Annotated in this window: 27 protein-coding genes and 2 tRNA genes; 4 read left to right on the plus strand and 25 right to left on the minus strand. The window is 59.2% G+C overall.

What is annotated here, in order from left to right:
* Positions 1–6: 6 nt before the first annotated feature.
* The 6 genes from flgG to flgB form a co-directional block, all read right to left on the minus strand.
* Complete coding sequence (gene flgG, locus ABXR19_RS00185) at positions 7–789, minus strand: flagellar basal-body rod protein FlgG (RefSeq protein ID WP_354599055.1); 783 nt, start codon at positions 787–789, stop codon at positions 7–9.
* An 89-nt stretch (positions 790–878) separates the two neighbouring features.
* Positions 879–1,619, minus strand: coding sequence for a flagellar basal-body rod protein FlgF (flgF, locus tag ABXR19_RS00190; protein WP_354599056.1), 741 nt, complete (start codon positions 1,617–1,619; stop codon positions 879–881).
* Between the two features lie 29 nt (positions 1,620–1,648).
* Positions 1,649–2,875 (minus strand): flagellar hook protein FlgE, encoded by a 1,227-nt coding sequence (gene flgE, locus ABXR19_RS00195; RefSeq protein ID WP_354599057.1) that lies wholly within the window; start codon positions 2,873–2,875, stop codon positions 1,649–1,651.
* A gap of 14 nt (positions 2,876–2,889) precedes the next feature.
* Positions 2,890–3,567 carry a flagellar hook assembly protein FlgD gene (locus tag ABXR19_RS00200; protein WP_354599058.1) on the minus strand — a complete coding sequence of 226 codons (678 nt, stop codon included), beginning with the start codon at positions 3,565–3,567 and terminating at the stop codon, positions 2,890–2,892.
* Between the two features lie 24 nt (positions 3,568–3,591).
* Positions 3,592–3,996 carry a flagellar basal body rod protein FlgC gene (gene flgC, locus ABXR19_RS00205; RefSeq protein ID WP_354599059.1) on the minus strand — a complete coding sequence of 135 codons (405 nt, stop codon included), beginning with the start codon at positions 3,994–3,996 and terminating at the stop codon, positions 3,592–3,594.
* A gap of 14 nt (positions 3,997–4,010) precedes the next feature.
* Entirely contained in the window at positions 4,011–4,412 is a 402-nt protein-coding gene (flgB, locus tag ABXR19_RS00210; protein WP_435594291.1) for a flagellar basal body rod protein FlgB, read from the minus strand.
* A 319-nt stretch (positions 4,413–4,731) separates the two neighbouring features.
* Between flgB and flgA the strand changes: the two genes are divergently transcribed.
* From flgA to ABXR19_RS00225, 3 genes are all read left to right on the plus strand, one after another.
* Positions 4,732–5,421, plus strand: a complete 690-nt coding sequence (gene flgA / locus ABXR19_RS00215; protein ID WP_354599061.1) for a flagellar basal body P-ring formation chaperone FlgA — start codon at positions 4,732–4,734, stop codon at positions 5,419–5,421.
* 204 nt (positions 5,422–5,625) lie between these two features.
* Positions 5,626–5,934: a flagellar biosynthesis anti-sigma factor FlgM gene (gene flgM / locus ABXR19_RS00220; protein ID WP_354599062.1), complete on the plus strand. Its 309-nt coding sequence runs from the start codon at positions 5,626–5,628 to the stop codon at positions 5,932–5,934.
* Positions 5,931–6,407: a flagella synthesis protein FlgN gene (locus ABXR19_RS00225; protein WP_354599063.1), complete on the plus strand. Its 477-nt coding sequence runs from the start codon at positions 5,931–5,933 to the stop codon at positions 6,405–6,407. The genes flgM and ABXR19_RS00225 overlap by 4 nt, the downstream gene beginning before the upstream one ends.
* 252 nt (positions 6,408–6,659) lie before the next feature.
* Here ABXR19_RS00225 and motD read toward each other — a convergent pair whose 3' ends face one another.
* From motD to mltG, 8 genes are all read right to left on the minus strand, one after another.
* Complete coding sequence (motD, locus tag ABXR19_RS00230; protein ID WP_354599064.1) at positions 6,660–7,541, minus strand: flagellar motor protein MotD; 882 nt, start codon at positions 7,539–7,541, stop codon at positions 6,660–6,662.
* Positions 7,542–7,707: 166 nt separating this feature from the next.
* The gene (locus tag ABXR19_RS00235; RefSeq protein ID WP_354599065.1) at positions 7,708–9,585 is read right to left on the minus strand and encodes a SurA N-terminal domain-containing protein; all 1,878 of its coding nucleotides are present in this window, start codon (positions 9,583–9,585) and stop codon (positions 7,708–7,710) included.
* A gap of 66 nt (positions 9,586–9,651) precedes the next feature.
* Positions 9,652–9,728: transfer RNA gene (locus tag ABXR19_RS00240), tRNA-Asp, on the minus strand.
* Between the two features lie 27 nt (positions 9,729–9,755).
* Positions 9,756–9,831 (minus strand) — tRNA-Val (locus ABXR19_RS00245).
* Between the two features lie 34 nt (positions 9,832–9,865).
* A complete protein-coding gene (locus ABXR19_RS00250) occupies positions 9,866–10,138 on the minus strand; it encodes an HU family DNA-binding protein (RefSeq protein WP_354599348.1) in 273 nt (90 codons plus the stop codon).
* A gap of 203 nt (positions 10,139–10,341) precedes the next feature.
* A complete protein-coding gene (holB, locus tag ABXR19_RS00255) occupies positions 10,342–11,406 on the minus strand; it encodes a DNA polymerase III subunit delta' (protein ID WP_354599066.1) in 1,065 nt (354 codons plus the stop codon).
* Positions 11,403–12,023: a dTMP kinase gene (tmk, locus tag ABXR19_RS00260; RefSeq protein WP_354599067.1), complete on the minus strand. Its 621-nt coding sequence runs from the start codon at positions 12,021–12,023 to the stop codon at positions 11,403–11,405. The genes holB and tmk overlap by 4 nt, the downstream gene beginning before the upstream one ends.
* Positions 12,023–13,024 carry an endolytic transglycosylase MltG gene (gene mltG / locus ABXR19_RS00265; RefSeq protein ID WP_354599068.1) on the minus strand — a complete coding sequence of 334 codons (1,002 nt, stop codon included), beginning with the start codon at positions 13,022–13,024 and terminating at the stop codon, positions 12,023–12,025. The genes tmk and mltG overlap by 1 nt, the downstream gene beginning before the upstream one ends.
* Positions 13,025–13,112: 88 nt before the next feature.
* Here mltG and ygfZ point away from each other — a divergent pair, with 88 nt between their 5' ends.
* Complete coding sequence (gene ygfZ / locus ABXR19_RS00270) at positions 13,113–14,150, plus strand: CAF17-like 4Fe-4S cluster assembly/insertion protein YgfZ (protein ID WP_354599069.1); 1,038 nt, start codon at positions 13,113–13,115, stop codon at positions 14,148–14,150.
* Between the two features lie 127 nt (positions 14,151–14,277).
* On the opposite strand, the gene ABXR19_RS00275 is transcribed toward ygfZ, so the two are convergent.
* The 11 genes from ABXR19_RS00275 to ABXR19_RS00325 form a co-directional block, all read right to left on the minus strand.
* Positions 14,278–15,105, minus strand: coding sequence for a mechanosensitive ion channel family protein (locus tag ABXR19_RS00275; RefSeq protein ID WP_354599070.1), 828 nt, complete (start codon positions 15,103–15,105; stop codon positions 14,278–14,280).
* Between the two features lie 2 nt (positions 15,106–15,107).
* Entirely contained in the window at positions 15,108–16,379 is a 1,272-nt protein-coding gene (locus tag ABXR19_RS00280; protein ID WP_354599071.1) for a mechanosensitive ion channel family protein, read from the minus strand.
* Between the two features lie 32 nt (positions 16,380–16,411).
* Positions 16,412–17,689, minus strand: a complete 1,278-nt coding sequence (locus ABXR19_RS00285; RefSeq protein WP_354599072.1) for an RsmB/NOP family class I SAM-dependent RNA methyltransferase — start codon at positions 17,687–17,689, stop codon at positions 16,412–16,414.
* Between the two features lie 220 nt (positions 17,690–17,909).
* Complete coding sequence (locus ABXR19_RS00290; protein ID WP_354599073.1) at positions 17,910–19,523, minus strand: methyl-accepting chemotaxis protein; 1,614 nt, start codon at positions 19,521–19,523, stop codon at positions 17,910–17,912.
* Between the two features lie 145 nt (positions 19,524–19,668).
* Entirely contained in the window at positions 19,669–20,271 is a 603-nt protein-coding gene (locus tag ABXR19_RS00295; RefSeq protein WP_354599074.1) for a peroxiredoxin, read from the minus strand.
* Positions 20,272–20,396: 125 nt separating this feature from the next.
* Positions 20,397–20,684, minus strand: coding sequence for an acylphosphatase (locus ABXR19_RS00300; protein WP_354599075.1), 288 nt, complete (start codon positions 20,682–20,684; stop codon positions 20,397–20,399).
* Entirely contained in the window at positions 20,681–22,321 is a 1,641-nt protein-coding gene (locus ABXR19_RS00305) for a SulP family inorganic anion transporter (RefSeq protein ID WP_354599076.1), read from the minus strand. The genes ABXR19_RS00300 and ABXR19_RS00305 overlap by 4 nt, the downstream gene beginning before the upstream one ends.
* 161 nt (positions 22,322–22,482) lie before the next feature.
* Entirely contained in the window at positions 22,483–22,755 is a 273-nt protein-coding gene (locus ABXR19_RS00310) for a hypothetical protein (protein WP_354599077.1), read from the minus strand.
* Complete coding sequence (gene metG, locus ABXR19_RS00315) at positions 22,752–24,890, minus strand: methionine--tRNA ligase (protein ID WP_354599078.1); 2,139 nt, start codon at positions 24,888–24,890, stop codon at positions 22,752–22,754. Before metG ends, ABXR19_RS00310 begins: the two co-directional genes overlap by 4 nt.
* A gap of 70 nt (positions 24,891–24,960) precedes the next feature.
* Complete coding sequence (locus ABXR19_RS00320) at positions 24,961–25,377, minus strand: GNAT family acetyltransferase (protein ID WP_354599079.1); 417 nt, start codon at positions 25,375–25,377, stop codon at positions 24,961–24,963.
* A gap of 62 nt (positions 25,378–25,439) precedes the next feature.
* Complete coding sequence (locus ABXR19_RS00325; protein ID WP_354599080.1) at positions 25,440–25,739, minus strand: DUF7684 family protein; 300 nt, start codon at positions 25,737–25,739, stop codon at positions 25,440–25,442.
* Positions 25,740–25,786 lie beyond the last annotated feature (47 nt).

Genomic DNA, 25,786 nt, shown 5'->3' on the forward strand with positions numbered 1-25,786 from the left:
CCACCTTTAGAGTTGCGCCAACTTGGCCAGCATCTGGTCGGCAGTGCTCACCACGCGCGAGTTGATCTCGTAGGCGCGCTGCGCTTCGATCATGGTGACGAGTTCTTCGGCCACATTGACGTTGGAAGTTTCAACGTAATTCTGATTCAACACCCCCGTGCCATTGGTGCCGGGGGTGCTGGGCGTGGCGGTGCCACTGGAGGCGGTTTCAAGAAACAGGTTTTCACCAGTGCTGAGCAAGCCGCCAGGATTAACAAAAGAGGCAATCTGCATCGTGCCGATCTGTGCCGAGGCCGTACTGCCAGGCTGGGTCACGCTGACGGTGCCGTCCTTGGCAATTGTCACGCTTAGGGCATCAGCCGGAATGGTGATCGCGGGCTGCACGGGATAGCCACTGGAGGTGACGATCTGCCCTTGGGCATCCTTCTGGAAGGCGCCATCCCGCGTATAGGCGGTGGTGCCATCGGGCAGCTGGATCTGGAAGTAGCCGCCGCCCTGAATCGCCACATCCAGAGTGTTGCCGGTTTGTTGAAGATTGCCCTGCAAATGGATGCGTTGCGTGGCGCCGGCACGTACGCCGGTACCGATCTGCAGACCGGACGGGATCTGCGTGCTCTGCGAGCTTTGCGCGCCGGGCTGACGGAGGGTCTGATAGAGCAGGTCTTCAAACACCGCCTGCGCGCGCTTGAAGCCATTGGTGCTGACGTTGGCGAGATTATTCGCGATCACGTCCAGGTGCGTTTGCTGCGCATCCAGGCCGGTTCGGGCAATCCACAGAGCTCTGATCATTTTGCTTCTCCTCTTGCCAAACAGCTTAAGTCTTCATGTATTGGCCATTGCGCCGATTACCGCCGGTTTTGCCCGGCATTCTTCGGGCCTTAGCTCATTGCCAAGACTTGTGCTGCGGCTCGGTCATTTTCCTGCGCACCCGATAACAGGCGCATGTGCATTTCGTAATTGCGTGACAGCGAAATCATCGTGACCATCTGTTCGACCAGGTTGACGTTGCTGCCCTCCAGATAGCCGCCGCCCACGCGCACGGCCTCATCCACTTCAGCGGCTTCGCCCGTATTCAGGCGGAACAAGCCATCGCCGCCACGCACCAGCTGCTCCTCAGGCGGATTCACGAGCTTCAGCCGTCCCACAGCACTCGCAGCACTGCGCGCACCGGTGAGTGGTACGGCGGTGATCGTGCCATCCGAGGCAACTTCGACAGCGTTATCCGGCGGAATCGAAATCTGCCCGCTATCCCCTACAACCTCCAGCCCGCCCTGCGTGCGCAAAATGCCATTCAGATCAACCGTAAAGCTGCCGGAACGGGTATAGGCCTCTCGCCCATCCGCACCCGTTACTGCCATCCAGCCCTTGCCATTGACGGCCACATCCAGCGCGTTACCGGTTTTCTGCATCGGCCCGGAAGTAAAGTCGCTGCCCACGGTGGCATCCACCGCGAATGCGCGCGTAGGCAAGGCTTGCGATTGCACCTGCACCGCGCGCAGGCGGTGCAGTTCGGAGCGAAAGCCGGATGTGGAAACATTCGCCAGGTTATGCGCCACGGCGGCCTGCTGGCCCATCGTGGCCTTGGCCCCGGTCATTGCGGTGTAGATCAGCTTGTCCATGATCCTCGGCCTCTAGGCTTCAAGCGTTATCAGCGCAGATTCACCAGCGTCTGCATGATCTGATCCTGCGTCTTGATCGACTGTGCGTTGGCCTGATAGTTACGCTGCGCGGTGATCATATTGACCAGCTCTGCGGTCAGATCGACGTTGGACTCTTCGACCGAACCTGCTGTCAGCTGCCCGAGACTGCCTGTCTGCGGCGCGCCGACCAGAGGCTGGCCGGAGCGTGGTGATTCGCCCCACAGGTTGTTGCCCAGAGAGATGAGCCCCTGCGGGTTGGCGAAGTTGGCCAGTACCACCTGACCCAGATTGCGGGTTTGGCCATTGCTGTAACGACCTTGAATAACCCCGTCATTGCCCACCGTAATCCCAGACAGGCGTCCAGAGGCAAAACCATCCTGGGATTGTTTATTCACCCCGAAAGAACTGCCGTACTGGGTACTGGAAGTGAAATCAAGTGAGACGCTGAAAGGTGAAACCGCACCCGTCGTAACCGCCAGACCAGCGACGGTCAGCGGCATTGCCGTCGTCAATTGCCCAGTCGTCGAAAACGTCACCGGCGTCGCTGCGGCAGTGGTTGCGCCACCATCCAGCTGCGTGTACATGCTCCAGTTTCCGGCCCCCGCCGTACGGAAATACATCGTCATGATGTGCGAATTTCCGAGGCTGTCGTAGATGGTCGCCGAGGTTGAAGAGTTGTACGTGCTCGGATCCGGATTGGCACTGGCGGCAACCCAGGCATTGGCAGGCACCGTGCTGCGGGAATCAAGATTGAGCCCCATGGCGATCTCGGTAGTCTGAGCCGGCATCAGATCCGCAGTATCGATATAAATCGCGCTGGGGCTGGCCGGCAGGATCGTGCCGGTTGCACTGGCCGGGTAGCCTGTCAGCTGGTAACCCTGCGTATTGACGATGTAACCATTCTTGTCGACTTGAAACTGGCCGTTGCGCGTATAAGCCACGGAGCCGCCATTGTCCATGCGGAAAAATCCGGCACCGTTGATGGCAACATCCAGCGGATTGTTGGTCGGGGTAATGTTGCCCTGATTGAAGACCTGGGATACCTGACCGATCTGTGTCCCGATACCGATCTGCAAACCCGCCGAAGCGCCATTCAGCGCCGCCGCATAGACATCCGTAAATTGTGTGCCGGAGAGTTTGAAGCCGACGTTGGTGGCGTTGGCGACGTTATTGCTGATGACATCAAGTGCCTTGGATGAAGCATTGAGTCCGCTGAGACCTTGCTGGAATGCCATGATTCTGCTCCCGGTTACAAAATGAGCTTGATATCGCTCATCGACACACGACCCAGGCTGCCGACATCCACCTGGATTTCACTTCCGCCGGTCACTACTCCGTTGACCGCAGCCAACTGCAACGCACTGGCACCTACCTTGGTATCACCTTGAGTGGCCGTTACCGTGATCTTGTACTCTCCATCTGCAACAGTCGTGCCATTTGCGTTTTTACCGTCCCACACGAACTCATGCGTACCGGCATCCAGCGCGCCCAAGTCTATGCGCTTCATCTCCAGACCATTCTTGTCAGTGATCGTCACGCTCACCTTGCTGGCCGCTGAATCGAGCTGCACGCCACCAGCAGCCAATCCGCTCACCACCTGAAGTCCGCTACCCGGCACCAGTACGGTATGCCCGACCAGGCCTGCAGCCTGCAGCGCCTCGCTGGACTGATAGCTTCCCATCAGCGTCTTGAGCGTGGCGTTCAGCTGGGTAATCCCGTCCACCGTGCTGATCTGGGCGAGCTGCGAAGTCGTCTGGGCGTTGTCCATCGGATTGAGCGGATCCTGATTCTTGAGCTGTGTGGTCAGCAGCTTGAGAAAACGGTTTTGCTGATCATCGGCAGAAGAGGTGGTTTTTTTGGTCCCGCTCCCGTTCAAGGATGTATAGATCGCTTGTGTGGGATCATTCACGGTGCTTGTCGTTGTCATTTCACTCTCTCCTGCTCTGCTTCATCAGCCCTGACCCAGCGCGATCGTGCGCTGCATCAGGGTTTTGGCGGTCGTCATTACTTCGGCGTTGGTCTGGTAGGCACGCGAAGCGGAAATCATGTTTACCATCTCTTCGACGACATCCACATTGGACATCGTGACGTAGCCTTCTGCATTGGCGGCAGGGCTCTTCGGGTCGTAGGCCATGCGGCCCGGTGCGGCGCTTTCCACCACCTGCTGGACACGTACGCCCTGCCCGCTCGGCCCCATCTGCACGGCCTGAAACACAACCTGCTTGGCTTTATAAGGCAAGCCGTCAGCGCCCACTGCACTCTCGGCATTGGCCATATTGCTGGCCGTGGTGTTCAGGCGCACGGACTGCGCATTGAGCGCGGAGCCGGCGATATTGAAGACGTTAAGCATACTCATGACAGCGCTCCCTATTAACCGGCCACGGCTTGCTGCATCGTTTTCAGCATGCCGCTGATAAACGTCAGACTGGCTTCGTAGTGCACCGCGTTTTCGGCGAAGGAGGCACGCTCGGTGTCCATATTCACGGTATTGCCATCAACGCTGGATTGCTCTTCGCCGCGATACATCAGCTGGGGGCTAGTCGCCACGCCGCTGGCATTCAAATGCCGCGCGGAAGTCGTGCTCAGTGCAATCGGCCGCCCCACCCGACCTTGCAGAGCACCGCTAAGGGCGCTGCCGAATTCGATGTCACGCGCCTTGAAATTCGGGGTATCCGCATTCGCGATGTTGGCCGCGATCACTTCCTGGCGCTGAGCACGCAGATTCAAGGCGGTCTGATGAAAGCGCAGGGCATTGTCGAGTTGGACGTTCATTTCTTCCACTCCGTTCAAGAGTTCTTCAAACATGGCCGTCGATCCCTGGCGAGTACAAATACGTGGGTGTTCGACGGATTCATTGCAGCTTCTGTGCCAGCATCGTAAGCCCCGCAACAGAGCGTTCAGCGGCCGATAAAGCGGCAAAACCACCTGCATTCCCGGCAGTCGGCAAGCGCCGGGCGGCAATGTTTGCCGGTACGCGGACAAGCGCTCGAATAGACCTGCACACCCATCGCTGTTTGACGCTTGAACCGACAGACCGAAGTGTTTCAATCGGGATGTCACCCACGAACATTCACGCCTCACGCCCCCTGCCATGCGCGCCCTCCTCTTCATCTTCCTGCTGCTCCCTGGCCTTGCCGCGACGGCCGCCCCGGCCACCACGCCAGCGCAGGACAAGATGTCACGTACGATCGAAGACTTCCTGCGCGCGCAAAGCGCCAGCGCGCCGGGTCAGGTCAGCATCGAAGTCGGCAGGCTGCCCGAGGCCGAGCGTTATGGCGCCTGTACACACTGGCAAGCCTTCCTGCCCGCAGGCGCACGCGCCTGGGGACGTGTCTCGGTGGGACTGCGCTGCAGCTCAGGTGGTAATTTCTCGCTGTACGCAAGCGCCCGGGTGCGCGTCGATGGTGCCTATCTGGTCGCCGCCCGACCCATCGCCAACGGCCAGAGCCTCGCTGCTGACGACATCAAGATCGTTCAGGGAGAACTCACAGCCCAAGCGGCCGATCTGCTGCTGGCCGATGCGGCAGCCGTCGGCCAGATCGCGCGCACCGCCATTGCCGCTGAGCGGCCACTGCAAGCCACCCTGCTGCGGCCCTCCGCCGTGATTCAGGCAGGTCAGATGGTGAAAGTCATCACACAAGGCACGGGTTTTTCCGTCAGCAACGAAGGCCAGGCGCTGGCCGCCGCCAGTGCCGGCCAGAGCGTGCGCGTGCGCCTGGCGAACGGCAATATCGTCAGTGGCATCGCGCGGGCGCAGGGTTGGGTGGAGGTACGCAACTGAGTGCGCCACCCACCACTCATCGCCAAACTTCTCAAGAAATCTCCCGACAGGCCGTTGCATAAGGCATGGCTGGTTGTCAGGCACGGCAAAAACCCCTAAAGTTTTTGCTGTATCCTCCGATAAGCCAAGTGTGGCATCGCGAATGCCTTATACAAAAACAGGCCTCGCAGGTATCACGCATACCTTGAGCCAAAGGGAAACGCCGTGAAAATCGAAAACACAATCAAGTCACCCGGAGCTGTGGGCAGCGAGACCAAAACTCGCCCCGCACGTGAGGCGACAACCAGTTCCAGCGCCGCGAGCGGGTCGAAAGTCCAGCTCTCCTCGCTGTCCAGCCACCTGCAGCAGCTCGAAAAAGTCATCGCCGAAACACCGGTGGTCGACAGCGGCAAGGTCGAGGAGATCAAGAGTGCGATCTCGCAAGGCCAGTTCCGGGTCAATCCGGAAAAAGTAGCCGACGGGCTGATCAACAGCGTGCGCCAGATGCTGGCTGCGCAGCCGCGTAGCGCGTGACGATTCCTGATCGAAGCGCGCTGCGTCAGCGCCTGCTCACATTGCTTGCTGCGGAAACGCAGCAAGTCAATGAATTCATCGCGCTTCTGGAACAGGAGCGCGATGTGCTGGCCGGGCATGACGTAGAGCCGCTTTTTGCTCTTTCCGAGCAAAAATCCCGTTTTGCCCGCCAGCTCCAGCAACTCGGTGACGGTCGCACCAGCGTGCTGCACCAGGCTGGCCTGCCGAACGACAAAACCGGCGTCGAAACCCTGGTCGGCAAGGACGGGCAACAGATCTGGGCCAGCTATCTGGCCGCAGCCACCCGGGCGCAGCAACTCAATCAGGAAAATGGCGCGCACATCACTGCACGCCTGTCCCAGAACCACCAGGCACTGGCCATACTGATGGCCCACTCTGACCAGCCCACCGTATACGGGCCAGACGGATCATCGCGCACCCGCCCGGGCTCTCGCCTGCTCGGCAGCTATTAACCTGACCAAGCATCACCCGAAGACCCGCACGCAGACTTGCTCTGCAAGCAATCCACCTGCACACCCAATACCTATGTGCCTTGGCAGCAGGCATCTCTGCAAACACACGTTCAGCAAGCGTCTCCAGACAGATAACTCTGGCGTCTGTTGACATACGGTCAGCGGCCATCGTCGTGGCTCTTTGGCCGCAAAGCGAGACGCAGCGCCAAAGGCCTCCCGAGCCGGAGCCGTGCGGCTTCAAGCTCTAATTCCTCAAGGAGTGCCGCCCACCTCCTCACGCGGCGCCAAACGGGTATTCTCTGGCGTTCCCAACGCACCATCCACATTGCGCATTTGCGGATTAACACTGACTTCGGTTGTTGTAGAAGGTGCGTTAGCCACCTCTGGCGACATGGACTCGACCTGGATCGTGACGCGCCGATTGCGCGAGCGTCCATCCGCCGTAGCGTTGTCGGCCACCGGGCGTTGATCGCTGTAACCGGCGGCCGTCATGCGCCCCGGCGCGACGCCAGACTCGACAAACAGGCGCACCACCGACGATGCGCGCACCGCTGACAACTCCCAATTCGACGGAAAAAAAGCGGTACTGATCGGCAAGGTATCGGTATGCCCTTCGATCTTGATCGGAAAATCACCGGCCGCAATCACCTCCGCGACGGCTTTCAAAGCGCGTTGCGCATCAATCCCCAGTTGCGCCTCACCAGGCTTGAACAAGGCACTGGCATTGATCTCGATGGAAATCCCGTTAACGCCCTCCGTCACCCGCACCTGCCCGCCCGCCACCATCGGCTCAAGCACACGCTTGACCTCCTCAGCCATGCTGCGCATTTTCTGGCGAAATTCGGTGCGCTTGGCCTCTACTTCGGGGTTTGCTTTAGGCTGACGCGAGATAACCTGAACAATCGGCGAGCCACTCGCCAGCGTCGGCGTCACCATCGCCACGCCCTGCTCATTGGTGGCGCTGCGAAAGGCATTCACCATTGAACTGGAGAGCACGCGATACTTGCCTTCGTTCACCGAGCTGATCGAATACATCACTACAAAAAAAGCAAACAGCAAGGTAATGAAGTCCGCATAGGACACCATCCAGCGTTCGTGGTTTTCGTGCTCTTCTTCCTGGCGACGACGGGCCATACACACTCCGGCAAAGGAAAAACGGAAACTCTCCCATTGTTTACGGACAAAAGCACCCGGAGCTTAAGCCGAGCTCCAGCATTCCCCTCCATCAACTCGGCAAACGTAAACAGCAACGGGCGCGGTGTTTACACACCGCGCCCGCTTTGCATTGAATTAGGCTGGCTTACTTTTTGACTTCGGTGATTTTGACACCCAGACGCGCCCGCACGCCACTGATGTACGCACGCAGATCCTCTTCACCCAATGCCATGGCATAACGCTGACGAATATCCTTGATCCGCGCTGCGTCATCCGCCACTTTCGGAGCACTAACTGAATCAATCCGATAGATCACATAATCCTGATTGCGAACGATGCCAGCGTAAGCCGGGAATTTATCGGTCTTTGCGCCGAACACCGCCTTGCGGGCCTCGCCGCTCAAGCCCGCCGTAGAACGCTTCACTGCACGAGCAGCTTTCCACGACGCCGCGGTCAAAGCTTCACCAGCCGTCAACTTAGCCAGCGCGGCTTCACCATTTGACTTGGCCAGCTTTGCGGCTTCTTCCGCCTTCGCAAAAGCCTCCACTTCGGCGGCAACTTGCTCCAACGGTTTCACGCTGGCAGGTTTGTACTCAACAATCCGGGCCGAAACAATTACGTTCTCACCCAGCGCCACCGCCTCAGTATTCAGGCGATTGGCAATCGAATCACTGGAGAACAAAACGGCCTGCAACTTCGGATCCTGCAGCACGCCGGCCGGCAATGCGCTACGCGACAGCCAATCAGTCTGCACCAGCGTCAGCGACAATTTCTCGGACACAGGCTTCAGTGAGTCGGGCTGATCATTCACCAGATTGCTGAACTGATCAGCCAGCTCGGTGAAACGTTTTGTGGCGGCTTGCTGGCGAGCACCCTCAACAGCCTCTGCCTTGCTATCTTCAAAGCTCTTGGTCTTGGCCGCCTCGGTCAACATGATGATGTGATAACCAAACTCGGACTCGACCACACCCGAGATTTCTTTCTCGTTCAGGGCATAGGCCGCATCGGAGAACTCCTTGACCATATCGCCGTAAGCGAACGAGCCCAGATCACCACCCTTTTCAGCCGAACCTTTGTCGTCTGAACTTTCCTTGGCAATCGCTGCAAACTTGCCTGGAGCCGCCTTCACCTTCGCCAGCAGCTCTTCAGCCTTCTTGCGCGCGGCGGCTTTTACGTCCGCTTTCGCTGCAGCATCCACCTGCACCAGAATGTGGCTGGCACGACGCTTCTGCGCTTGCTCAAGGCTCTTGATATTTTCCTTGTACCAGTTGCGCGCATCTTCGTCGCTCACCTGGATCTTTTTGGCAATCTCGGCAGTACTCAATTGCACGTACTCAAGCTTCACTTGCTCGGCCAACTGGAACTGGGCCTGATTGGCATCATAGTAAGCCTTGGCCGCATCCGGTGACAGCTTCACGCCAGCCATCAGGCTCTTGGCATCAAACACCAGTTCGGAAATCGTGCGCTCTTCGTTGTCCAGCGCGATCCAGCGCTCAGCCGTAGCCTGCGGCGTCACCGCAGACTGCACCACTGGCGCCAGAAGCTGGTTCTGGGCAATGCTTTCCCGTACCTGCTGCTGGAAGCCGTCGCGCGTTTTGCCCTGCATGGCAATCATCGAATCATACAAACGCAAGGAAAACTGACCGTTTTCCTGGAATTCTGGACGGGCCTTGATGAAAGCCTGCACCTGGCTATCAGGCACCACCATCTTGCTCTCGCGGATCGTGGTCTTGACCGCAGCCTCATTGATCAGACGATCCAGCACGTTGTTGCGGAACTCAGGCGATTCAAGCACGGAACGATCAAACGCGGCGCCCATCTGCTCACGCAACGCACCTTCCTGATCACGGACGGCGGCATCAAGCTGTTGGCTGACAATATCCACCGAGCCTACGCGCGCAGCAACGTCATTGCCGCCACGGTTGCTGAAGTAGGACTCAATACCAAACAAGGCAAGAGGAATCGTGAGAACGCCCAAGATTATTTGAGCAATTTTGGGGTTATTGCGAACAACATCAAACATGATGAGCGACCATTATTGGTAATTTTGATATGAAAAAAGCGAACTCTCGTTCGCCTTTTTACATTCTGGCGGAGTGGACGGGACTCGAACCCGCGACCCCCGGCGTGACAGGCCGGTATTCTAACCGACTGAACTACCACTCCACTAATTCCAGGCAAACTGCAGGTTTCTGGTGGGCGCTGACGGGCTCGAACCGCCGACATTCTCCGTGTAAGGGAGACGCTCTACCAACTGAGCTAAGCGCCCCCGACCAGTACGCTACCGCGCCTAGGAAAGCCGATTAGTTTACCGCATCTTTCAAAGCTTTGCCAGGGCGAAACTTCGGCACCTTGGCGGCCTTGATCTTGATCGTTGCACCGGTGCGCGGATTGCGACCGTTCCGGGCGGCGCGTTTGCCGACCGAGAAGGTGCCGAAACCGACCAACGTAACGTCATTATTCTTTTTCAACGATTGCTTGATTGCAGCGATGGCTGCATCCAGAGCACGGCCCGCTGCAGCCTTGGAAATTTCTGCCTGTTTCGCGATGACTTCAACCAGTTCGGATTTGTTCACAACAACCCCCTCAGTGTTATCAAGCCTTGAATAAATGCAAGCGATGCAATCAAGCGCCAGTACTGTCTCAACGGCATATCTTGTCTGCGGCAAGTTTTATAACAAGCCCCATTTGATTGGTCAAGCGGCTATGCAGCGAAGACGCCCATTTCTGCGCTCAAAGCCCATTTGGCGGGCGTCTTGCGTTGGAGAAATACGACAAATCAGCGAATGGCAATGCGCCGGAAGACTGTCAGCAAGAGTTCTTCGAGGAATAATCGCGCATTCAGCGGATGGCTGGCCATGCGCCGATGCGCCTCAATCTCGCGATATGCCGCCAACCAGGCTTCGCCACGCCCCAGCGCCTGGCGAGTCAGTTCGCTTGTGTAATCACTGAAAAATCGGGCCGAGCCACCTTCGGCGACACGCGCACCATCACTGAGCCAGCGTTGCAACCAGGCAATCAGGATCGGCATGGTAAAGCCCGCCTCCTGCGCACCCTTGGCCTTCAGACGGCTTTCCCAATCGGCGGCCAGCTTGAGTGGATCTCGACCGGCGAGATTTGCGAGATCGCTGGCAAATTGCTTGCGCGCATCCGCCAGAACGCCTTTGGCATACACGCGCGCAGCCAGCGGCAAACCGCTGGCAAAACCCAGCAACGCCAGATTACTGATGCCCTGCTGCTTCATCCAAACTGCCGCCTGCTGTGGACTGGGGCGCGGAAAATCGAGCACCTGACAGCGACTGCGGATGGTTGGCAGCAAACGCCGCGGCGCATTGCTTAGCATTAGATACACCGTACTGCCAGTCGGCTCCTCAAGCGCCTTGAGCAGCGCATTGGCAGCAGCCAGATTCATCGCCTCGGCTGGATCAATGATCACCATCCGTCGCCCGCCGGCATGCCCCACGGCACCAACCTCCAGCGAAGCCTGCAGGGCACGCACCTGATCAATCAGGATCTGGGTGGACTTGGCCTTTTCCTTCTTCGCAGGCTCGGCGCTTTCGCCATCTTCGCTTTCTTCCGCAGCCAGGTCCGCCGCAGGCACCACGCAAAAATAGTCAGGATGATTGCCCGAGGCAATCCAGGCGCAATCCGGACACGCACCACAGGCAAAGCCTTGCGCATCCGGCGTGCGGCACAGCAAGGCGTGCGCCAGATGCCCGGCCAGCAAACGTTTGCCGCTGCCTTCGGGGCCGCAAAACAACAAGGCGTGCGGCAAACGCGCGCCACGTCCGCGCAAATCCTGCCACAGCGGCATCAACCAATCCGGAAGTGCTTCAAGACTCATGCGAAACGCGCCTCCAGGCATTGCAGCACATCGGCACACACGACTTGCGGATCACGTGCCGAGTCGATCACGGCGATTCGCCCGCTGCTGGCTTCGGCGCGCTGCAGGTAAGCATTGCGTACGCGCTCGAAAAAATCGCACTGCTCGCGCTCGAAACGATCTGCATTGTCACGCCCGCTAGCCAGGCGCTGCGCGGCAATCGCCGGCGGCAGATCGAACAGAAAAGTCAGATCGGGCTGCAAGTCGGGATGAACCCAGGCTTCCAGTGCACGAAATTTATCGACAGACAAGCCGCGCCCGCCGGATTGATAAGCAAAAGTGGCATCACTGAAACGATCACTGACCACCCAGGCGCCGCGCGCCAGAGCCGGCTCGATCACCTGCGCCAGATGCTCGCGACGCGCCGCGAACATCAGCAGCGCCTCGGTTTCCAGATGCATCGGCTCGTGCAGCAGCAATTCACGCAGTTTCTCGCCCAGCCGCGTACCACCGGGTTCGCGCGATTGCACGACCTCATAACCCCGGCTGCGCCCCCATTCGATGGTCGCCGCGATCTGCGTACTCTTGCCCGCGCCGTCGATACCCTCGAAGGTGATGAAACGTCCACGTTCGCTCATTATTTTTTACCCGATTTCTGATAGCGCTGAACCGCGCGATTATGTTCTTCCAGCGTGCGCGAGAACTCGCTGCTGCCATCGCCACGGGCCACGAAGTACAGATAATTTCCGCTCGCCGGATGCAGCGTCGCCCGTAATGCAGCCACGCTGGGCATGGCGATCGGCGTGGGCGGTAAGCCACCGCGCGTGTAGGAATTAAAGGAAGTATCCGCCTGCAGATCGCGCCGGCGCAGATTGCCATCAAAACCCGGCCCCATCCCGTAAATGACGGTTGGGTCGCTCTGCAATGGCATGCCGATGCGCAAACGATTAATGAACACCGAAGCAATCTGCGCGCGATCCTGTGCCTGCCCTGTTTCCTTTTCAACCACCGAAGCCAGCACCAGTGCCTCGTAGGGCGTCTTCAATGGCAGGTTTTGAGCGCGCTCCTGCCACTCGCGCTGCAACTGCTGCTGCATGCGCTGCTGGGCGCGGCGCAGCAGTTCCAGATCACTACTGCCCCGCGAAAAACTATAGGTGTCGGGTGCAAACAAACCCTCCGGCAGCGTACCGGGCGCCCCCAGACGGACCATTATTTCTGCATCACTCAAGACTGCCGTTTCGTGCGCCAATTCAGGATGCGCATTTAGCACAGCGCGTACGCGCGCAAAATTCCAACCTTCGATCAGGGCCACATCAGAGTAAGCATTCGCGCCCGTCGATAGCAGCGAAACCAATTCCCAAGCCGTCAGCGGCTTGTCGATCCGGTAGCTGCCGGCCTTGATGCGGATGGAATGGCCGCTGAGCCGTGCCAGCCAACTCAATGCCGGCGGCCACACTTCCACGCCAGCGTCGGCGACCTTGCGCGAGATCAGCCGCATGGATTCACCGCGCGCAATCTCGAAATCGACCGTCGGCTGACGCAAAGACAAAGGCTGCGTGGCGTACCAGCCCACCACGGCAGCGAGCACCAGTAACAGAAACAAACACAGCTTGAACAGACGGGAAATCGTACGCAGCATCGGCAAAGTGAATCTTCGATAAAGCCGGGCCGGGCCGGCGGCGCCCTATAATAGCGGAAACAACAGAACCCCCTACAGGACACCCGACATGAACGCCCCCTGGTCTGAATTCCTGCAAGCACATGGTGCATCCATCGATGCTGCTACACCTGATCAAATCAGCTTCCGCACCCCGCGCGAAGAAACCACGCTAGCCGCCCGCAGCACGGTGCTCGTGCCCCTGATACACCTGGGCCTGATCCACGCCGCCGGTGAAGAGGCCGCAAATTTTCTGCACAACCTCGGCTCCAACGACATCAAGAAGCTTGCGCTGGAGCGTGCCCAGCACAACAGCCTGAATAGCCCCAAGGGCCGCATGCTCGCCAGTTTTGTGATCTGGCGCAGTGAAGCCGGCTTCAGCCTGGCGCTCTCGGCCGACCTGCATGCATCCATCCTCAAGAAACTTTCGATGTACGTGCTGCGCGCCAAAGTCAAACTCTGCGACGGCGGCACCGAACGTGTGCTGCTCGGTCTGGCCGGTCCGCAAGCCACTGCCGCGCTCGCCGCCGCTGGCTTGTCCGCGCCAGCAGAGGTATTGGGCGTTAGCCAGGGCGACACGCGCGTCGTCCATCTGGATGGCGAACGCTATCTGATCGATTGCCCGGCAGAGGCCGCTGCCCAAGTGTGGCAAACACTGACCGATGCGGGCGCTGCCGCAGCCGGCACAGCCGCTTGGCGCTGGCTGGACATTCAGGCTGGCCTGCCGGTGGTCACCGCGCAGACTCAGGATGAGTTCGTGGCCCAGATGCTGAATTTCGAACTGCTCGGCGGCGTGAATTTCCAGAAAGGCTGCTATCCCGGCCAGGAAATCGTCGCCCGCACGCAATACCTTGGCAAGCTCAAGAAACGCATGGTCCGCGCTCACGTGGCCGAAACATCCGACGCGCAGGTCGGCGCCGACGTGTACGCCCCCGAATTTGGTGAGCAATCCTGCGGCAAGCTGGTCAGCGTGGCGGAGTCGCCCGAGGGCGGTTTCGATCTGCTCGCAGTGATGCAGATCTCGGCCTTCGAGGCAGGCGAAGTTCATCTGGGCGCTGTCGATGGTCCGCTACTGAGCCTGGCCGCTCTGCCCTACACTGTGGATTGAAACAGACTGAAGAGCCTCACCCAGCGGGCATCTGCAGACACCCCGCCTGTACATGCCCGTGTATATTGACTAAACAGGCAGGTATCGCGCAGATCGAGTCTGCGCGGGGCTCTGCAGACAGGCCAGATTACGCCATCGGGCCCAGCAAACGGACTTCGCGCTGCGGGAAGGGCAATTTGATACCCTCGCGCGCGAAGGCCTCCAGCACCGCCAGATGAATCTCGCCGACGGCCAGCGGATTATCTGCCACGCCCACCCAGGGCTTGATGGCAATGCTCACGCCGGACTCCTCCAGCGCGGCGATCTGCACCAGTGCAGCCGGCTCGGCCAGCACGCGCGGGTTGGCGCTCAACACCTCAAGCACCACGGCCAGCACTTGATTCATGTCCGAGTCGTAAGCCGCACGCGCACGCAGATCAAGCTGGCGGATGTGGCCATAGTTGTGCAGGATTTCGCCGACCAGCTTGCGATTCGGCACGACCACGCGCGAATTATCGGCATGCGTCAGCACGGTGTTGAACAGGCTGATCTCACTGACCACGCCCTCCACGCCAACAACGCTGATGTACTCACCGATACGGAAAGGGTGAGTCAGGATGATGGTCAGGCCCGCCACCAGATTCGACAGCAGCCCCTGCATCGCCAGCGCGATCCCCGCCCCCGCCACACCCAGGCCGGCAATCAGCGGCAAAAGCTGCACGCCCAGATTCTGCAAGGCGATCACGCCGAACAGCGCCAGCACGATGACGCGCGCCACGCGCACCAGCAGCAATTCCAGATCCGGTTCCAGATGCAGGCGCGTCAGCGAATGCTTGAGCATCTTACCGACCCAGCGCCCGGCATAGAAACCTGCGGCAAGAATGATCAGCGCCACCAGCAGCCTGGGACCGAAACTCACGGCTTGTGTCACCACCACGGCCTGCGCCTGATCCAGCAGCTGCAGCGACTTATCCATGTTCAAACGCCCTCGACTGTGAGAGGAGCCTGCACCACGGCCGGATTGAGCAAACGAACTTCGCGCTGCGGATAGGGAATTTCGACCCCCTCCTCGCGGAAACGGCGCAGGATGGCGCGATTCAGATTGGAGCGGATTTCGAGATGGCCCTTTTCCGGGTCACTGATCCAGAACCCCAGCTCCAGCGTCATGCCGCTATCGTCGAAAGAAACCAGAAAAGCCTGCGGAGCCGGATCGGCAATGACCCGCTCCTGCTGCTGAGGCAATTCAGTGAGGATTGCCAGTGCGCGTTCCACGTCGCTCTGATAACTCACCTGCACCTTCACAGCCACGCGCACGCGCGGGTCGGAATAGCTGTCGTTGATCACTACCGATCCAACGAGCGTCTCGTTCGGCAGCAAAAAATGCGAGCCAGAACCGGCCTTGAGCACGGTGTAACGCGTGGTGATCTGCATCACCTCGCCCCGGTCTGTGCCCACCTGGATAATGTCGCCAAGGCGGATCGAATGATCCAGCAGGATGATGAAACCGGAGACGTAGTTGCTGGCAATTTTCTGCATGCCAAAGCCCAGCCCCACACCCAGCGCCCCACCAAAAACCGACAGTGTGGTGAGATCCAGTCCCACCAGCTCCATGCCGACCAGAATCGAAACCAGAATGAGGACGGCCTTGACGATGCGCGAGAGCACCACCTGCACGCTCGAATCCAGCCCGGACATCTGCAGTAGCCGCGTCTCGATCACGCCGCCCAACCACAGAGCAAACACCAGCGCGGCCAATACCGAGGCCAGTCCCTGTGAGACGTTCCACAAAGAAACGTGAGACTTGCCCAGTGGCAGCACAAAGCTGTCCAGCCACGCAATCAGTTCAGGCAAAACTCCCAGCAAATCGAGTGCCACGCCCAACCACACCAGCACAGCAATGCTGCGGCCGAAACTTGCTACCCACAGCGCCTTTGGAAAGCCGCGCTGCACGGCATACACCACCATACGGATACCGACCATGGCCCAGAGCAGTTGCACCGCCACGGCCACAAAGTGCAGCTTCCAGCCATAGTGATGGGCCGTAAAGCGCAGCCCCGTCAAGAACAGAATGGCCAGCAATGGAAACACCAGCTGACGCACGCCGCCAGCATCCAGAGAGCTGACCACCTGTTTGCGCAGCCTGCGCGCCAGCAGTGCCGCCAGCCCGATCAAGGCAGCCAGCACCAGCAATTCATGCCGCGCAGCGGGGTTCGTCAGCAAACTCAACAGCTCGGCATACAGGCTATCCATGCAAGTCCTTTAGCGTGAAAGTCACAAGCCGATCAGGCGATGCGCTCAAACACCGCGGCGTAGAAACCATCCGTGCCATGCGTCAGCGGATCCAGACGCAAGCGATCGCCGGTATCCAGCGCGATCTTGGCCTCGGTCAGCACTTCATTCGCAGGAATCTGCTTGTATTCGGGATGCGCGGCGATGAAGGCGTCAACCACCACATCATTCTCGACATCAAGCAAGGAACAGGTGGCGTACACCAGACGCCCGCCCTTTTTCACCAGACGCGAAGCGGCGGCGAGAATGCGCGCCTGCTTTTCGCTCAACTCGATCACGCCCGGCTCGGTTTGACGCCATTTCAGATCCGGATTGCGACGCAAGGTGCCAAAGCCGCTGCATGGAGCATCGACCAGCACGCGATCCATCTTGCCGGCCAGACGCTTGATGCGCGAATCGTTTTCGTGATCGATAGCGGCCGGATGCACGTTTGACAAGCCTGCACGCGCCAGACGCGGTTTGGCCTTGAGCAAACGCTTCTCGGACACATCAAAGGCATACAGACGCCCGGTCGAGCGCATCAATGCGCCCAGCAGCAGCGTCTTGCCGCCGGCACCGGCGCAGAAGTCGGCAACCATTTCGCCACGCTTCGGGCCCACCAGAAAGCCCAGCAGCTGCGAGCCCTCGTCCTGCACCTCGATGCTGCCATCGAGAAACAGCGGATGCTTCTGCAGCGAAATCCGCGATTCCAGGCGAATGCACAGCGGCGAATACTGACCCGCGCTGGCGGCAATGCCATCAATCTTGAAGCGTTCCAGCACTGCATCGCGCTCGATTTTGAGCGGATTCACGCGCAGATCCAGCGGTGCCGGGCGGTTGAAAGCGGTAGCCAGGGCCAGCAGCTTTTCTTCCGCGTCCTCGCCGCCGAACTGCGCAGCCAGCCGTGCAGCCAGCCAGTCCGGCATGTTGGTGCGCTCGCCGAGTGTGGTCGGCGTGTAAGCAGCCGCTTTCACTTCGACGATCCAGTCGAGTTCGTTTTTGGAGAGCAGCGGCGCGAGCTGACGCTGTGAGTAACCTTCAATGCGGATCAACCAGGCCAGCACGAGTTTGCGGGCACGCACGGAATCGCCGACAACACCCTGAAGCTGACGCAAATTGCGCAGCACGCCATATACAGCTTCGGCAATGAAGGCGCGGTCATGCACGCCGGCATTGCGGTTATGGCGAAAAAATGCGGAAACCACGCTATCGGCGGGGTATTGGAAACGCAGCACGTCTTCGAGTACATCGGAAGCGGCTTCAAGCTGGGGGGAGGTAATGTTCGTAGTCATCCCGCCATTATCCCATTGGAGCCCCCCTTGCTGCCAATGAATTGGCTTTGTTCATGCTTGAAACACATCAATGGATGAATTTTTCGCACTAATGAGCTCGTAGAGTCTCACCGAACAAGGATCTCGCAGCAGCCATCGCGCAGACCCTCTCCAGTAAAGGCGCTGCAAGGCATATCCCTGCAGAGCAAGTCTGAAAGCGGCTCTTCAAGAGCCCCGACGATTACACCTTGTAGGCCGCCAGCGCGTCAGCAATCCCCCGACTCATCGTCGCGATGTGATCCACCGCCTGTGCGGAAGAACTGGCCGCTGCCGAATTGCGCTCGGTCATCTGCGCAATCTGTTCGATTTGCTGGGCAATCATGGTACTGGCGCTGCTCTGCTCGCGCACTGCATCTGAAATCTCATCGACCATGCTGACCACCGCCCCGGAGCCCTGCTGAATCCCCTGGATCGACTCGCCAGCACGCTGGGCGTTCTCCACACCCGCATCCACTTCCTTGACCGCGACACTCATGCTATCCACTGCCAGTCGCGCACTTTCCTGCATGCGCCCGAGCAGCGTAGTGATTTCCTGGGTGGACTTGGCCGTGCGCTCAGCCAGCTTGCGTACCTCGTCAGCGACCACCGCAAAACCCCTGCCTTGCTCACCAGCCCGCGCCGCCTCAATGGCCGCATTCAAGGCAAGCAGATTGGTCTGATCGGCAATTTCGCGAATGATATTGGCCACGGAGGAGATGCTGTCACTATCGCTACGCAGGGCATCAATGCGCTCTGCAGCCTGACGCACCGTGCCGGAAATGGTCTGAATACCCCGCACAGTGGCCAAAATTACTTCAGACCCGCGCGTAGCGTTGTCTCGCGACGCTTGCGTATGATGACTTGCCTCCTCGGCCTGATGCGAGACCACGGAAATACTCACCGTCAGCTCCTCGATTGCCGCTGCCATGCTGGTAGATGCCGAACTCTGCGCCAGTGAATTATCGGCAATCTGATGCGCACTGGCCTCCGCCTCCCCTGTCACAACCTGCATCCGCCCGGTAGCCTGCTGGATTTCAGAAAAACTGCTGCGCAACTTGGCCAGCAAGGCGTTGTAAGCCTCCAGCGTCCGGCCAACCTCATCCTGGCTACGCACCGGGATGCGGTCACGAAAATCAAGCTGTTCGGCAGTGCGTTCGATAGCACGCTGCATTGCCCCAAGCGGCGCGGTAATCGAACGTCCCAGAAAGAAACCCAGGACGCCGATCAGGGCCAAGCCAAGAGCTGCGGCAACAAGCGTCACGGTGATCGTCGCTGAAAAAGCTTGGCCAGCCTCCTGCGCCACTGCCTCTGCCTCTGCCGCCTTGATCTTGAGGAGGCCATCAAAGGCATCCGACAAGCGTTTGTGCACGGGGCCGATCTGCGTTTGCATGACGCCCAGCGCCATCTGCTGCTCCCCCATCTTGGCAAGATTCTGCACTTGGGTCATTTTCGAGATGTAGGCTGAAATGCCGAGCTTGGCCTCGTTCAGTACTTGTTTCTCTTCCTCACCTGTCGCCTTTTCGGTGTACAGGTTGATCTCCTTGATGATGCCATCGACCAAGCTATTCATGTGCGCGTCCGCCACCTTTGCAGCCTCGGCATCGGTGATCGAGATCCGGTCGAATGCTGCAGCGTGTGCGCTCAGGTACTTTGCCCGAACTTCCCCGGCAGCCATCACGGCAGGTAGCGTGGTGGTCGTGATGTTGTCGACACCACCCTTGATCCGGTTCAAGCCCGTTAGCGACACCCCCACCAAGGCCGCGCAAGTCACCAGCGCCATCAGGATCAACAAACTAATTTTGCGCGCGATACTCATTCCCACCTCCCGGATCATTGCAGTATTAATCAATCGTTCAGGCCTATTAACGACCGAGAAACAATAGTTCTTGAGGCAGGCAGAATACGAAAAACGCCCGAGGGCGTAAGCCCCCGGGCGTTTTTTATGAAACCAACGTGAAAACTTAGAGCGCCTTGGCGTTCTCGGCCAGATACTGAGCCACACCAGCGGTCGAAGCGGTCATGCCCTTGGCACCTTTTTTCCAGCCAGCCGGGCAGACTTCTCCGTGCTCTTCAGAGAATTGCAGCGCGTCGATCACGCGAATCAGCTCGTCGATATCGCGACCCAACGGCAGGTTGTTGATCACCTGATGCTGCACCACACCGCTCTTGTCGATCAGGAAGGTGCCACGCAATGCCACGCCAGCGCCAGCGAGTTCGACGTCATAGGCCTTGCAGATTTCGTGTTTGACGTCAGCCACCATGGTGTAACCGACCTGACCGATACCGCCCTTGTCGACCGGCGTATTCTTCCAGGCCAGATGAGAGAACTGGGAGTCAATCGAGATGCCCAGAACTTCGACATTGCGCTTCTTGAACTCTTCCAGACGGTGATCGAAAGCGATCAGCTCGGACGGGCACACGAAGGTGAAGTCGAGCGGGTAGAAGAAGATCGCGACATATTTACCCTTGTTCACTTCGGACAGGGTGATGTCCTTGAATTCGTTATTGCCCAGAACCGCGGTAGCGGTGAAATCGGGGGCTTGCTTGCCAACCAGAACGGCCATGATGAATCCTCTCTCTTGCTTTTATCCGGCGCTTACCTGAGTGCACCGAAGGGTTTTAGGAATCCCGATTATGGTTGCCGCTGCCTTGAAGGTAAACCCCGAAGTCGATTAACTCAGCCTATTGATCAGATAGTTGGACGTCTCTCGAAGCCCTGCGCCCGCTCTGGCGACTCTTCCACCCACACCTCGTCCACTCGGGCACCTGCTGGACCAAAGCTCGCCCAGTGAATCATCGCAGCTACCGCAGCCTGCGGACCACAAAGCAGAGCCTCGACCCGTCCGTCACGCAGATTGCGCACCCAGCCATTCACACGCAGCTTGCGCGCCTCCTGTGCCATGAACCAGCGAAAGCCGACGCCTTGCACGATGCCGCGAATCAGCAGATGACGGGCGACATCTTCGTCCTGACTCATTCAGTCTCACCCTGGATTTCACGCCCCCGCTGCAAGGCCGCATCGATGTCCGCACACAGGTTATGCACCCCGATTTCCGCCCCGAAACCGGAGCGCCGCAGGATCGACAGCGGCTGCTTGCCCAACGCACATAACACCAGCGAAGCGCCCTTCTTGCTCAAGCCCTTGTGCAAACCTTCCAACCAATCGACACCGGACGTGTCGATATTGAGTACATCGCGCATATTCAGCACCAGCACCTCGACCTCCAGGCGCGCCGGATCGATCTGCGCATCGAGTTTGGCGACTGCGCCGAAGAACAGCGAACCGCGCAGTTCAAAAGCCAGCAAGCCGGGACGCAAAGTCACGCCAAGTGGCTCGGCGGTGGTCAGATCCTGCATCCGGTAAATGAAGAACAGGCTGGCCAGCAGCATGCCTATTTCCACCGCAATGGTCAGATCAAAGAGTACCGTCAGGAAAAAAGTTGCCAGCAGCACAATCCGGTAATTCCACGAGAAGTGCTTCAGGCGCACAAACTCATGCCACTCGCCCATACGCACGGCCGTCACGATCACGATCGCAGCCAGCACCGGAATCGGCACCCAGGCCGCCAGCGGCGCCGCCACCAGCACAATTGCCAGCAGGGTCAGCGCATGCACGATGCCCGCCACCGGCGTACGGCCACCGGCCCGCACGTTCGTCGAGGTGCGGGCAATCGCACCGGTCGCCGCAATCCCGCCAAAAAAAGGCGTCGCAATGTTCGCCATCCCCTGCGCGATCAGTTCCTGATTCGGATCATGCTTGTCATCAACTTGCGGATCCACAACACGCGCGGCCAGCAAAGACTCGATGGCTCCCAGCAAGGCAATCGTGATCGCTGGCGACAACAGGCTGCCCAGACGGCTCAACTCCGGCAAGGGGAAGGAAAACGATGGCAAACCTTGCGGAATGCCGTTGAAACGGCTGCCAATGGTCTCGACCGGCAAATCCAGCAACACCCCGAGCGCGGTACCCAGCAACAGGCCCATCAGCAGCGCTGGCACTGCGGCAGCACGCGGGTAGCGCCGCCCGAGCGCATCCCAGGCATACTTCAACGCCACCGTCGCCAGCGCCAGCCCAGCCGCGTACGGGTTGATGGTCGGCGCCAATTGAATCAAGGCCTGCATGCGCGCAAAGAATTCAGCCGGCAAGGCCTCGCCGCCCATGCCGAAAAAATCCTTGATCTGCGACAGCGCCAGCACCACGCCGATGCCATTGGTAAAGCCGATCACCACCGAAATCGGGATGAAACGGATCAGATTTCCCATACGCGTCAGTCCCATCATCAGCAGGATGATGCCCGCCATGAAGGTCGCCGCCAGCATGTTGTTGACGCCGTACGCCACCACGATGCCATACAGGATGGGGATGAAAGCGCCAGTCGGGCCACCGATCTGCACCAGCGAGCCGCCAAAAGCCGCGATGATGAAACCCGCAATGATCGCCGTCCAGATGCCGGCCGCAGGGCTGACGCCGCTGGCAATCGCAAACGCCATCGACAGCGGCAAAGCCAGCACGCCGACGGTAACCCCGGCCGAAATATCACGGCCGAGCATGGCGCGCGTATAGCCCTTAAGGGAGTCGAGAAGCTTGGGGTGAAACTTGTGAAACGAGACCATTTCAACCCTCCTCAGCAAACCAGCGTGTCACCGGTCTAACGCCTGCACAAGGCGAAATCCGCCTGCCATGGCCGACACCGCCAAGAGCCGCTCTCCGCCTGCCTCTCCAGCCACCCTTGTTGAAGAAGGCCGCGCAGAGCGACTCTTCAGGCATCTCACATTTACTTTTTAAAATCCTTGTCTTTCGACCGATCTGCCTGCGGCAAAGCCTCACGCAGCAGATTCGCCGCTGCGATCAGCATCAACACGCCCCCTGCCACCAGCGATACTGCAGATTCGACAATGCTGGTCGGAAACTTCACCAGCAGCGCCTCGCCATTAGCCAGAAACATCGCCCCGGCCGCGAACAGCAGCATGCCGAAGACATCCAGCCCCAACCACATGAAGACGCGGGGCGTGAGCTGCAAACGCTTGCGGCCGGTGGGCAGCATCACTTCACCCGCATGCCGGGTGCTGCGCCCGCGTCGGGCGACAAAATGAACAGACCCGGCACTTCGCCCTTATCGTCGGAGGCAGCGAGGACCATACCCTCAGACATGCCGAACTTCATCTTGCGTGGCGCCAGATTAGCCACCATCACCGTCAGGCGTCCGACCAGCAAGGCCGGATCGTAGGCCGACTTGATGCCGGCAAAGACCTGACGCGGTTTCTCCTCGCCGATATCGAGCATCAGCTTGAGCAGCTTGGCCGCGCCTTCCACATGCTCGGCCGAGACGATTTTCGCGATACGCAGATCGACCTTGCCGAAATCATCGATGCTGATGAAAGGCTCGAACTCATCGGCCTGCGCGGCCTCGACCTGCGCCGCGTGTGCCTGATGCTGGGCATGTTTCTGGGCCGGTTCGGGTTGCTTCACTTCAGTCACGAGGGTTTCCTTATTGGCTTCAATCAGGGCATCGATCTGCTTGCGCTCGATGCGGGTCATCAGGTGGGCGTAGGTGTTGATCGTGTGGCCGGCCGGCAGCGGCGCACCCAGATCACTCCATACAAACGGCGCCACACCGAAGAAGGCTTCGACCTGCGTGGCCAGCGTGGGCAGCACCGGCTTGAGCATGATCGTCAGGGCGCGGAACTGGTTCAGCGCCGTGCTACAGGCGCGATGCAGACGCTCGACCTGAGCCGGGTCTTTCGCCAGCTCCCAGGGCTTCTCGTCATTCACATACACATTGGCCACATCGGCCAGACGCATCACTTCACGCAGCGCGCTGCTGTAATCACGGTTATTGAACGCCTTGGTGATCGACGCAATCGTGGCTTCGGCAATGAAGGGCTCCAGTGCGGCAGCATCGCTGGCGAGCAGCTTGCCCTCGAAGCGCTTGCTGATGAAACCGGCGCAGCGGCTGGCGATATTCACGAACTTGCCAACCAGATCCGAATTCACCTTGGCGACGAAATCGTCCAGCGACAGATCCAGATCCTCGATATTCGAGTTCAGCTTGGCGGCGAAATAGTAGCGCAGCCATTCCGGGTTGAGCTTCTGTTCCAGATAGCTGCGCGCCGTGATGAAGGTGCCACGGCTCTTGCTCATCTTGGCGCCATCAACGGTCAGGAAGCCATTCACGTTGAGGAAATTCGGCGTGCGGAAACCAGCGAATTCGAGCATTGCCGGCCAGAACAGGGCGTGAAAATACAGGATGTCCTTGCCGATGAAGTGCACCATCTCCGTACCGGCGGCGGCTGCTTTCACCGGGTCGATGTAATCAGCCACGTCGAAACCGACGCGACCTGCATAATTCTTGAAGCTCGCCAGGTAGCCGATCGGTGCATCCAGCCAGACGTAGAAATACTTGCCCGGCGCGTCAGGAATCTCGAAGCCGAAATACGGCGCGTCACGCGAAATATCCCAGTCAGAGAGCTTGTTTTCGCCCGCATCGCCCAGCCATTCGCGCATCTTGTTCGAGGCTTCCGGCGGCATGCGGCGCGAGCCGTCGGCATTCGTCGCGCGCGTCCATTCGCGCAGGAATTCCACGGCCTTCGGGTCGGACAGGCGGAAGAAATAATGCTCGGACGAGCGCAGTTCCGGCGTCGCGCCGGACACGGCCGAGTAGGGATTCTTCAGCTCGGTCGGCGCGTAGGCCGCACCACAGACCTCGCAACTGTCGCCGTACTGATCCTTGGCCGCGCACTTGGGGCACTCGCCCTTGATGAAGCGGTCAGCCAGAAACATCTGCTTGACCGGATCGTAATACTGCTCGATGGAGCGCGTCTCGATCATCCCGCCGTCACGCAGCTTCTTGTAGATGTCTTCTGCGTAGGCGCGGTTTTCCGGGCTGTGCGTCGAATGATAATTATCAAAAGCCACACTGAAATCGGTGAAGTCGCGCAGATGCTCGCCACGCACGCGCTCGACCAGGGCTTCGGGCGTGATGCCCTCCTTCTCGGCGCGCAGCATCACCGGCGCGCCGTGCGTGTCGTCGGCACAGACGTAATGCACCGTGTTGCCACACATGCGCTGGAAACGTACCCAGATATCAGCTTGCACATAGCCGACCAGATGGCCGAGGTGGATGTCGCCGTTGGCGTAAGGCAGCGCATTGGTAACGAAGATCTTGCGGATAGGAGCGGTCATTTCGAAGTTTTTTGTTGGAAGCACAAGGGATAGACCCGCATTCTAGCAAAGCGCCGCGCCGCGCCCGGCCTCAATCCACAATCAGGCGCTTGCCCAGACTCAAAGCGGCGTCCTGCCCATAGCCAATCGCCGCGTAGAAACTCAAAGCATCGGCATTATCGGCACGCACCTGAAGGTTGATCTTCGGGCAGCCCCGCGCGAGCAACAATTCCTCGACGCGCGTCATGATTGCTCGCGCCAGGCCCTTGCCGCGCTGTGCCGGCGCCACGCCCAGATAATTAACCCAGCCGCGATGGCCCTCGTAACCAGCCATGATGCTGGCAACGATTTCGCCATCAATTTCGCCAACCAGGAATAGTTCAGGCTGCACCGTCAGCTTGCGCGCGATATCCAGCGCCGGATTATTCCAGACACGCGTCAGGCCGCAGGCTTGCCACAGGGCAATCACGGCGGCTTCGTCGGCGATCTGATAAGGACGGATGTGCATTACAAACCTCGAAGAACTAAAACCCTTGAAAAACGCCCTCAAGTCACGTCAGGACCGCTGCACTAAATTTCAACAACCCGAACATCAACCGGCCAACCATTCAAAGAACACCACTGTTCTGCAAACGCGACCACATCAGGCAGCGCCTCCCCTGGATGCGAGGTTGTGTTACAAAAAGCTCCGGGCAGCGCGTTGCTGACGTCAAGATCGACGCACAACCAATCCATCGCATCTTCCCACGCCTGACAATCAACCCCGGTCACCGCAAACAAATCTGGCTTCCCGGTCAAAAGCTCTCGAAGAACTGGCTCATGAACAACCGAATATTTCGAGAGCGAATGAAGTACGACACACTTTGCCATTGGTTAGTCCAGCTCGAAAAAGGTTAGCGGCACACTAGCGGCCGAAA

Source organism: Uliginosibacterium flavum (assembly GCF_040566545.1).
Lineage (GTDB): Bacteria > Pseudomonadota > Gammaproteobacteria > Burkholderiales > Rhodocyclaceae > Uliginosibacterium > Uliginosibacterium flavum.